This window comes from Paradevosia shaoguanensis (assembly GCF_016801025.1).
Classification (GTDB): Bacteria; Pseudomonadota; Alphaproteobacteria; order Rhizobiales; family Devosiaceae; genus Paradevosia; species Paradevosia shaoguanensis.
Genome location: NZ_CP068983.1, coordinates 1984413 through 1997125, shown reverse-complemented (window position 1 = coordinate 1997125; position 12713 = coordinate 1984413). Strand labels below are relative to the sequence as shown.

12 protein-coding genes are annotated in these 12713 nt (G+C 64.3%); 1 reads left to right on the top strand and 11 read right to left on the bottom strand.

Going from position 1 to position 12713, the window contains the following annotated elements; all coding sequences use genetic code 11:
• Window positions 1–60: 60 nt before the first annotated feature.
• Window positions 61–654, top strand: a complete 594-nt coding sequence (locus JNE37_RS09430; RefSeq protein WP_203066064.1) for a class I SAM-dependent DNA methyltransferase — start codon at window positions 61–63, stop codon at window positions 652–654.
• Window positions 655–727: 73 nt separating this feature from the next.
• On the opposite strand, the gene JNE37_RS09425 is transcribed toward JNE37_RS09430, so the two are convergent.
• The 11 genes from JNE37_RS09425 to atpD all read right to left on the bottom strand — a co-directional run bounded on the left by JNE37_RS09425 (window position 728) and on the right by atpD (window position 12701).
• Window positions 728–2053 carry a branched-chain amino acid ABC transporter permease gene (locus JNE37_RS09425; RefSeq protein ID WP_203066063.1) on the bottom strand — a complete coding sequence of 442 codons (1326 nt, stop codon included), beginning with the start codon at window positions 2051–2053 and terminating at the stop codon, window positions 728–730.
• A complete protein-coding gene (locus JNE37_RS09420) occupies window positions 2050–3054 on the bottom strand; it encodes a branched-chain amino acid ABC transporter permease (protein WP_035037936.1) in 1005 nt (334 codons plus the stop codon). The genes JNE37_RS09425 and JNE37_RS09420 overlap by 4 nt, the downstream gene beginning before the upstream one ends.
• Before the next feature lies 1 nt (window position 3055).
• Window positions 3056–3760, bottom strand: a complete 705-nt coding sequence (locus tag JNE37_RS09415) for an ABC transporter ATP-binding protein (RefSeq protein WP_035037938.1) — start codon at window positions 3758–3760, stop codon at window positions 3056–3058.
• Entirely contained in the window at window positions 3760–4542 is a 783-nt protein-coding gene (locus JNE37_RS09410; protein ID WP_035037940.1) for an ABC transporter ATP-binding protein, read from the bottom strand. Before JNE37_RS09410 ends, JNE37_RS09415 begins: the two co-directional genes overlap by 1 nt.
• A 120-nt stretch (window positions 4543–4662) precedes the next feature.
• Window positions 4663–5025 carry a methylglyoxal synthase gene (locus tag JNE37_RS09405; RefSeq protein ID WP_203066062.1) on the bottom strand — a complete coding sequence of 121 codons (363 nt, stop codon included), beginning with the start codon at window positions 5023–5025 and terminating at the stop codon, window positions 4663–4665.
• Between the two features lie 36 nt (window positions 5026–5061).
• Window positions 5062–5427, bottom strand: coding sequence for a DUF1801 domain-containing protein (locus JNE37_RS09400; protein ID WP_203066061.1), 366 nt, complete (start codon window positions 5425–5427; stop codon window positions 5062–5064).
• Complete coding sequence (locus tag JNE37_RS09395) at window positions 5402–5692, bottom strand: hypothetical protein (RefSeq protein WP_203066060.1); 291 nt, start codon at window positions 5690–5692, stop codon at window positions 5402–5404. The genes JNE37_RS09400 and JNE37_RS09395 overlap by 26 nt, the downstream gene beginning before the upstream one ends.
• 518 nt (window positions 5693–6210) lie before the next feature.
• Window positions 6211–8274: a methyl-accepting chemotaxis protein gene (locus JNE37_RS09390; protein WP_203066059.1), complete on the bottom strand. Its 2064-nt coding sequence runs from the start codon at window positions 8272–8274 to the stop codon at window positions 6211–6213.
• Window positions 8275–8598: 324 nt separating this feature from the next.
• Entirely contained in the window at window positions 8599–10578 is a 1980-nt protein-coding gene (locus JNE37_RS09385) for a methyl-accepting chemotaxis protein (RefSeq protein WP_203066058.1), read from the bottom strand.
• A gap of 177 nt (window positions 10579–10755) precedes the next feature.
• The gene (locus JNE37_RS09380) at window positions 10756–11181 is read right to left on the bottom strand and encodes a F0F1 ATP synthase subunit epsilon (RefSeq protein WP_035037338.1); all 426 of its coding nucleotides are present in this window, start codon (window positions 11179–11181) and stop codon (window positions 10756–10758) included.
• Window positions 11182–11261: 80 nt separating this feature from the next.
• Window positions 11262–12701: a F0F1 ATP synthase subunit beta gene (atpD, locus tag JNE37_RS09375; protein ID WP_035037335.1), complete on the bottom strand. Its 1440-nt coding sequence runs from the start codon at window positions 12699–12701 to the stop codon at window positions 11262–11264.
• Window positions 12702–12713: the final 12 nt, after the last annotated feature.

Genomic DNA, 12713 nt, shown 5'->3' with positions numbered 1-12713 from the left:
CGGTTCGTGTTTGGAGGCCCGGGAGCGATCCCGGGCCTTTTCGTTTCCGGAGGACGTCAGATGAAGGACGACGAGACGCTCAGGTTCTATGCGCAGCAGGCGCAGGTCTATGCCAATCGCGACCGTGTCGCGCCCTCGGCCCGCCTCGAAGCTTTCCTCGCCGGGCTGCCTGCGGACGGCGACGTGCTCGAACTCGGCACCGGCGGCGGGCAGGATGCGCTCACCATGATCGAGCGGGGCTTTGCCGTAAACCCGACCGACGGCTCGCCCGAACTGGCGAAGGAGGCTGAGAAGCGGCTCGGCCGGCCGGTCGCGATCATGCTCTTCGAGGAACTGGAGGCTGTCGACGCCTATGACGGCGTCTGGGCCTCCGCCTCCCTGCTCCACGCGCCGCGCGAAGCCCTGACCGGGATATTGGCGCGCGTGCATCGCGCCTTGCGTCCGGGCGGGCTCTTCATGGCGAGCTTCAAGGGCGGAAAGGCCGAGGGACGCGACACGTTCGGGCGCTTCTACAGCTACCTCGATGAGGCGACGTTGCGCCGGCATTATGAAGAGGCCGGCAACTGGATGCCGCTCGTGATCGATGTGGAGTCCGGATCAGGCTATGACCGCCAGCCGACGGAATGGCTGTGGGTGACGGCTCGCCGGGGATGATCGCTGGCCCTTGAGACGGAAGCACCCTCCCCGTTGCCGGAGAGGGTGCACTGATGTGCCTGCAGAGGCCTGCCTAGCTTTCGCGCCGCATGACCTCCGGGAGGAGGCCCTTCGGCGCGTAGCGCAGCGCTATGGTGATGATGACGCCCAGGATGAAGACGCGCATCTGGAGCGCGCGGGAATCGATCTCGGGAATGGCGCCCCAGCCCATGGACTGCGACCAGTTCGAGATGTTGACGAAGATCACCTGCGCGAGGGGATCGGAAATGATCCAGACGATGTAGATCAGCATCGCCCCCAGCAGCGCGCCCCAATTGTTGCCGGCGCCGCCCACGATCACCATCACCCAGACGACGAACGTGTGGTTGATCGGCTGGTAGCTCGAGGGATCGAAGATCTGGTTGAAGGTGACGAGGATGGCGCCACCCATGCCGATGAGGATGGAGCCCAGCACGAAGAGTTCGAGCTGGCGCCCGGTGACGTTCTTGCCCATCGAGCCGGCAGCGATGTGGTTGTCGCGGATGGCGCGCATCATGCGGCCCCACGGCCCGCCATAGGCGCGCTGCACCAGCCAGAAGATGGCGGCGAAGATCACCAGCAGCAAGGCAAAGAAGCCGAAGCGGGCATAGATGAAGGATTCGACGATCGGCACGCCATCGGCCTGGTAATCCTGCGGCAGCGGCACCGGCCATGGAATGGGCGAAACCGTCTGCGTACCGCGGGTCAGCCAATCCATGTTCTTGACCAGCGCGCGCAGGATCTCGGAGATGCCGATAGTGGCGATGGCGAGGTAGTCGGTACGCAGGCCGAGGCAGATGCGGCCGATGATGTAGGCGATCACCGCCGCCACCACGCCACCCAGCAGCCAGCCCAGGACCGGGTTGAGCCCGAGCCCGCCGACAAAGCCGTTATTGGCCTCGATATAGGCGGCGGCCGGATCGATCTGGCTGCGATAGATGACATAGCCGGCAAACCAGGCGAGCGCGATCACCGCCACGCGCCAGCCGCCCTTGATGCCGATGCGATCGACGCGTCGCGCCGCGAGGACGAGGAGCAGGCCGACAAGGAAGGCGAGAAAGGCGCGGCCGAGCAGCATCGGGCCTTCGCCGGCCCAGAAACTCTGGTTGACCGGCACGGAGACCAGCATCACCGCGGTGCCGCCCACCATCATCAGGCCCATGATGGCAAAGTTGAAGAGCCCGCCATAGCCCCACTGGATATTGAGCCCCAGGGCGATGAGCGCGTAGGCGAGCGCCTGGGAGAGCAGCAGGCCGGCATTGGCCCCGCCCTGGATCAGCCCGACCACGAAGATCAGGATGAAGATGCCGGCAAAGAGAATGACCCCGCGCTTGACCGGATTGTCGAGGTCGAACCAGCGGCTTTCCGAAGCGGTGCTCATGTCGAGGCCCCCTTGAAGATACCGGTGGGACGCGCCAGGAGCGTGATGACGAGGATGACGAAGGCGACGGTGAGCTTGTACTCGGTCGGCACCAGCGCAAGGTTATCCGGAATGGCCAGCCAGGAGGGCATGATGTCCTTGAAGGGGCGCAGCATGGTCGACCAGTTGAAGACCGACATGGTCTCGGCGAAGGCGATGAGGAAGCCGCCGGCAATGGCGCCATAGACCTGCCCCAGCCCGCCCACGATCGCGGCGGCGAAGATCGGCAGCACGATGTTGAAGGCGAGGTCCGGCATCAGCGCCACGTCGAGCGCCAGCATGGTGCCCGCGACGCAGGCCAGCGCGCCGGCGATGAGCCAGGTGATGCGCACGACGACAGCGGTATTGATGCCCGAAATCTGCGCCAGGTCGGCATTGTCGGCCATGGCGCGCATGGCCTTGCCCAGCCGCGAACGGGTGAGGAAGAAGTGCAGCGCCAGGACGAGGATGATCGTGAAGGCGATCATGAAGACCTGCGGCTCGGTGATGGTGATCGGCCGCGAGCCGCCCATCCAGGCGGTATCGATGCGGAAGATGACCTTGGGCTCGTTCCCGTAGAGCGAGCGCGTACCCGCCCCGAAGATGAGGCGGATAAGGCCCTGGATGATGAGCGTGACGCCGATCGAGGCGACGAGCAGCGTCACCGGCTTGACGCCCTGCTTGCGCAGCGGCGCGTAAAAGCCCTTGTCGATGCCCAGCGCGATGAGCGCGGTGACCACCATGGCCAGCGGCATGACGAGGATGGCGGTGGGGATGCCCACCGAAATCCCGAGCATCGAGACGAGCCCCGCCAGCACGAAGGTAATGAAGGCCCCCATCGTCATCATGTCGCCATGGGCGAAATGCGCGAAGCGCAGGATGCCGAAGATGAGGGTGACGCCGATGGCGCCCAGCGCATAGATCGAGCCGAGCACGGTGCCCGAGATCAGGACGCGGTTGATGAAGAAGATAAGCTCGTCCAACTCAGCCCCCCAGGAAGCTCTTGGCGACTTCGGGGTCGGCGATCAGTTCCGCGCCCGTGCCGGTGAAGCGGTTCTGTCCGCCGGCCAGCACGAAGCCCTTGGAGGCGAAGGCCAGGGCCTGCCGGGCGTTCTGCTCGACCATGAGGATGCCCACGCCCGATTTGTTGATCTTGACGATCTGCTCGAAGATTTCGATGACGTAGCGCGGCGAAAGGCCGGCCGAAGGTTCGTCCAGCATCAGCAGCCGCGGCTTGCTCATGAGCGCGCGGCCCATGGCCACCATCTGGCGCTGCCCGCCGGAAAGCTCCCCCGCCTTCTGGTGGCGCTTTTCGAGCAGCGGCGGGAACATGTCGTAGACCCATTTGAGGGTCGGCATGTAATCGTCCGCCCGCGTGAAGGCGCCCATTTCGAGGTTTTCCTCGACGCTCATCGAGGTGAAGACGTTCTTTTCCTGCGGCACGAAGGAGAGGCCGCGCGGCACGAGCTTGTCGGGCTGGGCATTGGTGATGTCCGCCCCGTCGAAGACCACGGCGCCCGACGTCACCTTGAGCAGTCCGAAAATGGCCTTGAGCGTAGTGGATTTGCCCGCCCCGTTCGGCCCGACGATGACCCCGATATCGGATTGCTCGATGGCAATGTTCACCCCGTTGAGGATAGGCACGCCGCCATATCCGCCAACGAGACTTTTCAGCTCTATCAATGCCATTACGCGGCCTCCACCGGAGAACCGAAATAGGCCTCGATGATTTCCGGGTTGGCGCGGATTTCTTCCATCGGCCCCTGGGCGATGACCTCGCCCTGCGCCATGACGATCACCGGGTCGCAGAGGCGCCCGATCAGGTCCATGTCGTGCTCGATGACGAAGAAGGTATAGCCCAGCTCCTGGTTCATGCGCTCGATATTGGCGGCCAGGTCCTGGAGGAGCGTCTTGTTGACGCCGGCGGCCACCTCGTCGAGCAGCACGACCTTGGCGTCCACCATCATGGTGCGGCCGAGCTCGAGGAGCTTCTTCTGGCCGCCCGAAAGGTTGCCGGCGAGCTCGTTCTTGACGTGCCCGAGCTTGAGGAAATCGATGACGTCGAGCGCCTTCTGGCGCACGTGATGCTCGGCCTTGCGCACGAAATCGGGCCGGAACCAGACATTGACGAGGTCCTCGCCCGGCTGGTCGGACGGCACCATCATCAGGTTCTCGAGCGCGGTCATGTGCGAAAATTCATGCGCGATCTGGAAGGTGCGCAAGAGGCCCTTGGCGAAGAGCTGGTAGGGCGGCAGGCCGGTGATATCCTGGCCATCGAAATAGATCGTTCCGCTATCGGGCACGATATTGCCGGCCACCATGTTGAACAGCGTGGATTTGCCCGCCCCGTTCGGCCCGATCAGTCCCGTGATCGACCCCCGCTCCACCCTGAGCGAACACTTGTTGACGGCTCTTAAGCCACCAAAACGTTTTGTGACGTCTTTAACGTCAATAACTGCGTCGAAGGACACTCACCCCGTCCCAATTTCCTGACTGTGTTTTTTGTCCCGGCATTGGCTCCGGGTTGTTTTGTCGCATCTGTTCACATGCGCTGGCCCCGGTCAATGCCCGGGTAACCATGCGTTTCGGGCTCAGAGCGCCGCCAGCACGGCGTCCGCGCTCGCCTGGTTGATGGCGAAAAGCGTATTGTAGAGCGTTGCCAGACGGTTGAGCGCCTTGACGTCGACATCGTGCGGCAGGGCGGTCAGCGGGTCCTGGAAGAAAATAAGCACGTCTAGCCGCCCCTCGGCGATCATGGCGCCGAGCTGGGCATCGCCTCCGAGCGGGCCGCTTTTGAGGCACGTAACCGGCAGGCCCGTGCCGTCGATCACGCGGCGGCCGGTGGTGCCGGTACCCCACAGTTCGTGGCCGGCCAGCACATCGCGATTGGCCAGCGACCAGGCGACCAGTTCGTCCTTCTTGTCGTCATGCGCGACGAGCCCGATGCGTGCCATCCAATCCCTCCTTGGTTGGCTCTTTTTGACCACGGGTCAGGCTTTGAGCGCAATGGCCTGCGCCAGGAGGATCGCTATCTCGTCCACGGGAAGTTCGGCCCCCGGCAGAAACCGGATGAACCGCGCGCGGCTGGTCTCCCCATCGAGCAGGGGACTGTCGAGCAGCCGCCCGTGCTCGAAGATGAGCGCGACCCGATCGGGATAGGGAAACACCGCGCAAACATGGCCTGCTTCCGGGTGCCTGAAATTGACCGAGCGCCAGCCGAAGCGCGCCCTGGCCACGAAATCGGGCAACTCGAGCAGCAGCGCCACAAGCTGCGCCGCCATGGCGGCTATGGGCTCGGGGAAAGTGGCGAGAAGCCGCGCGATTTCCGGATCAGCGGGCGACATGGAGCTGGGCATGCGTCATCACGATTGTGGCCGGATCGATCGCCTGCATGGCCGGAGCATCCGTCAATTCCTCCATCAGGGCTTTCGCAGCCGCCTGGGCCGCATGGAGACTGTCCCAACCGACGAGATCGATCCAGCTCCCATCATCCTTGCGCGCCAGATGCCGGAAAAGAAAGCCCGGCCGTGCGGCGAACCAGATGTCGATCTGGGCGTTCGCGGCGAGGAAATCCTGGATGGGGACGTGGATGGAGAAGGTGACGTGTTCGAGAATGGGCATGTCTGCTCCAGGGTTGTGGCGAGCAGGAGATGCACGGGAAAGGGTGACAGGGGGTGTCCGGGTTTTGCGGGAGGACGAGATTTTTGTGAGGTGCAGGAGCGCTGGCGCTGCCCCCAAGTGCCGGTCCTCCTTTCCCCGTTTCGCGCCACCCCCACTTTACTTCCCCGGACTTGATCCGGGGCCCACGGATGGCTCCACTCGGGTGTAGGGGTGCAATAGGCCCCGGGTCTTCGCCCGGGGAAGATCGGGGTGGGGTGAGGGTGAGGGGGGGCGAGAGGGTGATGGAGATGGTGCGGGTTGGTAGTCGCCGTGGTTCGACCCGCTTGCGCTGGCTGTGCGGCTCCATTGCCTCCCTCCCCCTTGCGGGGAGGGATCGAGGGTGGGGGTGGGCAGCAGGCGCGGTCCGGTGGGTGGGGTCACCCCCACCCCTGTCCCCTCCCCGCAAGGGGGAGGGAGACCTGCCGGCGAGATCGGTATGCCGTCCGATCTTTGAGGCTATGGGTATAGTCCCGCGCCCCTCAGAACTCCTCCCAGTCCTTGTCGATGGCGGCGTTGCCGTTGGTGAGGTAGGCCTTGGCGGCGGTGGCCACCCGTTGCTGCAGGCCCTTGATGCCCGTGGCGGCCGGCCTGGCCGGGATGGCCTTGCCGGGCTGGAGCTTGGGCGCCGGGGCCTCGCGACGCGCTTCCCCGTCGATGGTAAAGATGTCGACGATCCGGTCGAGCTCGGAGGCCTGGGCTTCCGTCTGCTCGATGGCGGCATTGGTCTCTTCGACCAGGGCAGCGTTGTGCTGGGTCATCTCGTCCATCTGCCGGACCGCGACATTGACCTCCTCGATGGCCGAGGCCTGTTCCCGGCTTTCCCGGGCAATGCCATCCATCAACTCATTGGAGGACCGGGCCGCCGTCAGCATGGCTTCGAGCTTGGAGGCCGCGTCCGCAACCAGGCGCGAGCCGGTCTTGACCTCGCCGGCGCTCTGCTCGATCAGCGCCTTGACCTCCGAGGAGGCCTCCGCCGCAGACTGGGCGAGACGGCGCACTTCAACGGCGACCACCGCAAAGCCCTTGCCGGCTTCACCGGCACGGGCCGCTTCCACCGAAGCGTTCAGTGCCAAAAGATTGGTCTGGAAGGCGATGTCGTCGATCATGCCGATGATGTTGGAGATCCTGGACGAGGAGGTCTCGATCTTCTCCATAGCCTCATTGGCATGGTTCATCACCTGCCCGCCCTCTTCGGCGGTGCGGGTGACCGAGCCGGCAACGCTCGAGGCTTCACGGGCCCGTTCGGCATTCTGCAGCACGGTGGACGCCAGCTGCTCCATGGCCGCCGACGTCTCCTCGATCGTCGCCGCCTGCTTGGTGGTGCGTTCGGAGAGGTCGTTGGCGCCCGAGAGGATTTCTCCGGTGGCGGTCTTCAAGGCGCGGGAGGTCTGGCGAAGCTGGCCGACGATCTCGCCGAGCTTGTCGGCCACCGCATTGGTATCGTCCTTGAGCTGGCCGAAGGCGCCCGAATAGGAGCCGGTGACCCGCTCGGTGAGGTCCGCCCTGGCCAGCGAGCCCAGCACACGCGAGGTTTCGGCGAGGCCGCCATCGACGGTTTCGACGAGGTTGTTGACCGAGCCGGCGAGCTGGTTGAGTTCGGCATCGGGGAACTGCACCTCGACACGGCGTGAGAAGTCGCCGGCCACCGCGGCATCCACGACATTGCCGAACGCAGCCTGGAGCTGGCCCATCATCTGGGCCCTGGCGCGCTGGTCCGAGACGATGCGGGCCGCTTCCGCCTCCGTCATCTGCGCCACCTTGAGCCCGTTCTCCCGGAACACCTCAACTGCACGAGCCATCGCGCCGATCTCGTCACGCCTGTCGATGCCCTCGATGCCGACCTGGTAATCGCCCTCGGCGACCTTGAGGATGCCGCCATTGAGGCGCCCCAGCGGACGGGTGATGGAATTGACGAGGAAGAAGCCCAGGACCAGCATCGCCACCATGATGGCGAGCGTGATGCCGCCCGAAACGATGGCCGCTTCGTTGAAGATCGACTGCACCGTGGTCATCAAGACGCCCGAGGCGATGACCCAGCCCCAGGGCTTGAAGGCCTGCGCATAGGTGGTCTTGTCGAAGAAGCCGCCGGCCGGGTCTTCCCAGAGGTAATCCTCATAGGCCGATCCATTGGCCTTGGCGTTGTCGATCATCTCGGCGAGATAGAGCTTGCCGCGCCCATCCGCCTCGTTGCGGCGGTTCGAGCCTTCCTTCTCCGGCTTCTTGGCGTGGACGACGTTGATGTAGTCGAAGCTGTCGACGAAGAGATATTCCCCGTCCTGGTAGCGGATGGCGCGCAGCGCCGCCTTGGCCATGTCCTGCGCCTGCTCGGTGGTCAGCTCGCCGCTCTGGGCGCGCTTGTAATAGTCTTCCACCAGACTAGCGGCCGACTGCACGACGCTCTGGATTTCGGTGCGCTTGAATTCGGTGAGGTTCGATTTGAGATCGGCCAACTGGTAGACGACGATGCCGCCCAGGCCCAGGGTAAAGACAGCCAGAAGCGTATAAAGGCGGCGAGCAATGCTGGCCGTAAGGAACGCGAACACGAGTTTCTCCTCCTGGAGATGCGCGATGTCGATCGGGGTTGCGGGGAAAAGACCAAAAACAACGCCGGATAGAGACCTGGTTCGGAACAATTCCGCTTGGACGGTCGGCTATCGCAAACATCAAGAGTGGGCACGACAACACTCGCGCCCGAAATCATTTGTTACAGCGACCCGAAAACTGAATCGCCAGGCCGAAGACTTCGCCTGCGACCAGATGTCACAAAAACATCATCGACATTAAGACTTGGTGAAGCGCCCAGAGCCGCCGCAACGAAAAAGGGCGCCCCGGAGGACGCCCTGCTGTTTTCGTGCCAAGGGCAGGTATCAGGCAGCGCGGCGATGCGCCTCGTGATGGCCCGGCGCAGCGCTCTGGCCGATGGTGAAGACGTCCACCACGCGGTCGAGTTCGGAGGCCTGGGCCTCGGTCTGCTCGATGGCGGCATTGGTCTCTTCGACCAGAGCCGCATTGTGCTGGGTCATCTCGTCCATCTGCCGGATGGCGGTCGTCACTTCATCGATGGCCGAAGCCTGCTCGCGGCTGGCGCGGGCGATGGCATCGAGCGCGGCATTGTTGTCGCGCACGCCGGCCAGCATCTGGTGCAGCTTGTCGGCAGCCTCGGCGACGAGGCGCGAGCCGCCCTTGACCTCGTCGGCGCTCTGCTCGATGAGCGCCTTGACCTCGGAGGAGGCCTGCGCCGCCGACTGGGCGAGGCGCCGCACTTCGACGGCGACCACGGCAAAGCCCTTGCCCGCATCGCCGGCCCGTGCCGCCTCGACCGAAGCGTTCAAGGCCAGAAGGTTGGTCTGGAAGGCGATGTCGTCGATCATGCCGATGATGTTGGAGATCTTGGACGAAGAGGCGCTGATACGCTCCATGGCCTGGTTGGCCTCGCCCATGACCTGCCCGCCTTCTTCGGCGCTGCGGGCGACGCCCGAAGCCTTGTCGCTGGCGAGGACGGCATCCTCGGCATTGCGGGCAACGGTGGTCGCCAGCTGCTCGATGGCCGCCGAGGTTTCCTCGATGGTCGCGGCCTGCCGGGTGGTGCGCTCGGAAAGATCGTTGGCGCCCGAAAGGATTTCGCTGGTCGCGGTCTTGAGCGCCTGCGAGGTCGCCTTGAGCTGTCCGACGATCTCGGTGAGCTTGTCTGCCACGGCGTTGGTATCGTCCTTGAGGCGGGCGAAGGCGCCATGGTACTGCCCTTCGACGCGCTGCGTCAGGTCGGTCTGGGCGAGCGCGCCGAGCACGTCGCCGGTCTCGGAAAGACCGCGGTCGACCGTCGAGACGAGATTGTTGATCGAGGAGGCGATGGCGTTGAGCTCGGCATCGGGGAAGCTGGTATCGACGCGGCGCGAGAAATCGCCCTCGACGGCGGCATCCACCACATTGCCGAAGGCATCGCGCAACTCGGCCATCATGCGGGTATGGGCTTCCTTGTCGGCGACGATGCGCACGGCCTCGGCCTCGGTCATCTGCGCGACCTTGAGACCGTTCTCGCGGAAGATCTCGACGGCACGAGCCATGCCGCCCAATTCGTTACGCGACTGGATGTAAGGAATCTCGGTGGTGTAATCGCCCTCGGCGACCCTGGCCATAGACCTGGCGAGGCGCGGGATCGGCCGGGTGATGAGGAGCGAGGCGAGGTAGCCCAGGACGCCGAGCGCCACGGTAACGGCAGCGCCGACGCCCAGGAGCAGCATCACGACGCCCTGGATGGTCTGCTGCACGACGGCCACGCGCTTGCCCACGAAGAGCACGCCGGCGAGGTCCCCGTTTTCCTTGACGATCGGCTGGTAGGCCGAGAAGTACTCTTCGCCATGGAAGACTTCCTGGTCGAGCTGCGGCGTGCCGGCAGTCAGCGCCGCATAGAGCGGGCTCTTGGCATCGATGGTTTCCTCGAGCGCGGGCGTGCCGTCGGCATTGGTGACCGAGGTGGTCTTGACGGTGAGCGCCTTGCTCTCGCGATCATAGATGTAGAGGCTGGCCTCGCCGCCCGTGACGCGCGAAATGCCTTGCATGAGGATGTTGTCGAAGAAGGGCATGATGGCCCAGACCTGGACCTTGGCGAGCGAGCCGTCATCGGCCCATTCAAGTTTGGAGCCCGAGATGGCGCCCGAGAACACAGTCGCCGCAGTCTTCATCGCCGTGGCCTGATCGGCCCTTCCCTGGGCGTAGAGGCTCGAGGAGAGGCTGGCATAGATGCCCAGCGACATGGCGGTAATGGCGATCAGGATACCCGAAATGACGAGTGCCGAAATCATCAGCCGAAGGCTGATATTGCCGAAGAAGGCGGATACGGTTTTCATTATTTTGTCCCCCAAACGCTTGAACGGGCTTCTGCCCAGCGCGGGGGCGAACGGTAAGGACCGAACCTTAAACTGAGGTTACGGTAAAACCCTGATCGGCTTTACACTTTTCCGTCAATCCATGAAAAAAGGCGCCTCGCGGCGCCTCGTTCCGTTCCCGGTTTCGATAGTCGAAACTCAGTGGATGTGAGCCTCGTCGATCTGACCGGCTTCCATCATCAGGTTCATCCAGCCCGAAACGAGTTCCTGGGCGAAGGACTTGTCCTCGAAGGACTCGGCGCGAGCGAGCTGCTCCTGCGCGTCCGACAGCGCCTTCTCGATCGCGGCGCGGTCGAAATCGGCAAAGCTGGAGGCTTCTTCGGCCAGGATCGTCAGGCCTTCCGGCGAGACGTCGGCGAAGCCGCCACGGACGTAGAACGTGCGGGTGGAGCCGTCAGCGCGCACCACGGTGATGAAGCCGGGCTTGAGCGTGGTCATGAGCGGCGCATGGTCGCCCAGCACCGTGAAATAGCCTTCCGTGCCCGGAACGGCGACGGAGCGCGCATCCTCGGCCAGGATCAGCTTTTCGGGCGAGACGATTTCGATGTGGATGCCTTCGGCCATAACCTATTTCCCCAAAGCGGCGGGCGGTCGAAGGAAGGCCCGGCGCTGCCGGACCCTCCGAGTTCTTTGCGAAGCGAAGCTTAGGCGGCCTGGGCAGCCAGCTTCTGGGCCTTCTTGACGGCGTCTTCGATGGTGCCGACCATGTAGAAGGCGGCTTCCGGCAGGTGATCGTACTCGCCGTTCACCAGGCCCTTGAAGCCCTTGATGGTGTCTTCGAGCTGCACGAACACGCCCGGCGAGCCGGTGAACACTTCGGCCACGTCGAACGGCTGGCTCATGAAGCGCTCGATCTTGCGGGCGCGGGCCACGGTCAACTTGTCCTCTTCGGAGAGTTCATCCATGCCAAGGATGGCGATGATGTCCTGGAGGGCCTTGTACTTCTGCAGGATCTGCTGGACCTGGCGAGCCACCTGGTAGTGCTCCTCGCCAACCACCTGGGGATCCAGAATACGCGAGGTCGAGCCAAGCGGATCCACGGCCGGGTAGATGCCCTTTTCAGAGATCGAACGGTCGAGAACGGTGGTGGCGTCAAGGTGCGCGAACGAGGTCGCCGGCGCCGGGTCGGTCAGATCGTCGGCCGGCACGTACACGGCCTGCACCGAGGTGATCGAGCCCTTGGACGTGGTGGTGATGCGCTCCTGGAGAGCACCCATGTCGGTGGCGAGCGTTGGCTGGTAACCCACGGCCGAAGGAATACGGCCGAGCAGAGCCGACATCTCGGCGCCTGCCTGGGTGAAGCGGAAGATGTTGTCCACGAAGAACAGCACGTCCTGGCCCTGGTCGCGGAAATGCTCGGCGACGGTCAGGCCCGTCAGAGCAACGCGGGCGCGGGCGCCGGGGGGCTCGTTCATCTGGCCGAAAACGAGCGCGCACTTGGAACCGGCGGCCGAGCCACCGTTCTCGTGCGGGTCCTTGTTCACGCCCGATTCGATCATTTCGTGGTAGAGGTCGTTGCCCTCGCGGGTCCGCTCACCGACGCCGGCGAACACGGAATAACCACCGTGGGCCTTGGCGATGTTGTTGATGAGCTCCTGGATGAGCACGGTCTTGCCCACGCCGGCGCCGCCGAAGAGGCCAATCTTACCACCGCGCGAATAGGGAGCGATGAGGTCCACGACCTTGATGCCGGTGACGAGAACCTGGGCTTCCGGGTTCTGCTCGACGAAGGACGGCGCATCCTGGTGGATGCCGCGCTTGGTCGGCGAATTGACCGGGCCGGCTTCGTCGATCGGCTCGCCGATCACGTTCATGATGCGGCCGAGGGTGGCGTCGCCAACCGGAACCGAAATCGCTTCACCGGTATCGGTCACTTCGGTGCCGCGGACGAGACCTTCGGTCGTGTCCATGGCAATGGTGCGAACGGTGTTCTCGCCCAGGTGCTGGGCAACTTCGAGCACCAGGCGCGAGCCATTGTTGGTGGTTTCAAGCGCGTTGAGAATCGCGGGCAGGTGGTCGTCGAACGTAACGTCGACGACGGCGCCGATGACCTGGGAAACGCGACCGGCCTTTTTCTCTGCCATCTGTTGGTCCTC

Bases quoted from the DNA above. Each gene is read 5' to 3' on its own strand.
- JNE37_RS09395 (WP_203066060.1), bottom strand. From the start codon at position 5,692: ATGCCCATTCTCGAACACGTCACCTTCTCCATCCACGTCCCCATCCAG.
- JNE37_RS09400 (WP_203066061.1), bottom strand. From the start codon at position 5,427: ATGCCCAGCTCCATGTCGCCCGCTGATCCGGAAATCGCGCGGCTTCTC.
- JNE37_RS09385 (WP_203066058.1), bottom strand. From the start codon at position 10,578: ATGAAAACCGTATCCGCCTTCTTCGGCAATATCAGCCTTCGGCTGATG.
- JNE37_RS09430 (WP_203066064.1), top strand. From the start codon at position 61: ATGAAGGACGACGAGACGCTCAGGTTCTATGCGCAGCAGGCGCAGGTC.
- atpD (WP_035037335.1), bottom strand. From the start codon at position 12,701: ATGGCAGAGAAAAAGGCCGGTCGCGTTTCCCAGGTCATCGGCGCCGTC.
- JNE37_RS09405 (WP_203066062.1), bottom strand. From the start codon at position 5,025: ATGGCACGCATCGGGCTCGTCGCGCATGACGACAAGAAGGACGAACTG.
- JNE37_RS09380 (WP_035037338.1), bottom strand. From the start codon at position 11,181: ATGGCCGAAGGCATCCACATCGAAATCGTCTCGCCCGAAAAGCTGATC.
- JNE37_RS09415 (WP_035037938.1), bottom strand. From the start codon at position 3,760: ATGGCATTGATAGAGCTGAAAAGTCTCGTTGGCGGATATGGCGGCGTG.
- JNE37_RS09425 (WP_203066063.1), bottom strand. From the start codon at position 2,053: ATGAGCACCGCTTCGGAAAGCCGCTGGTTCGACCTCGACAATCCGGTC.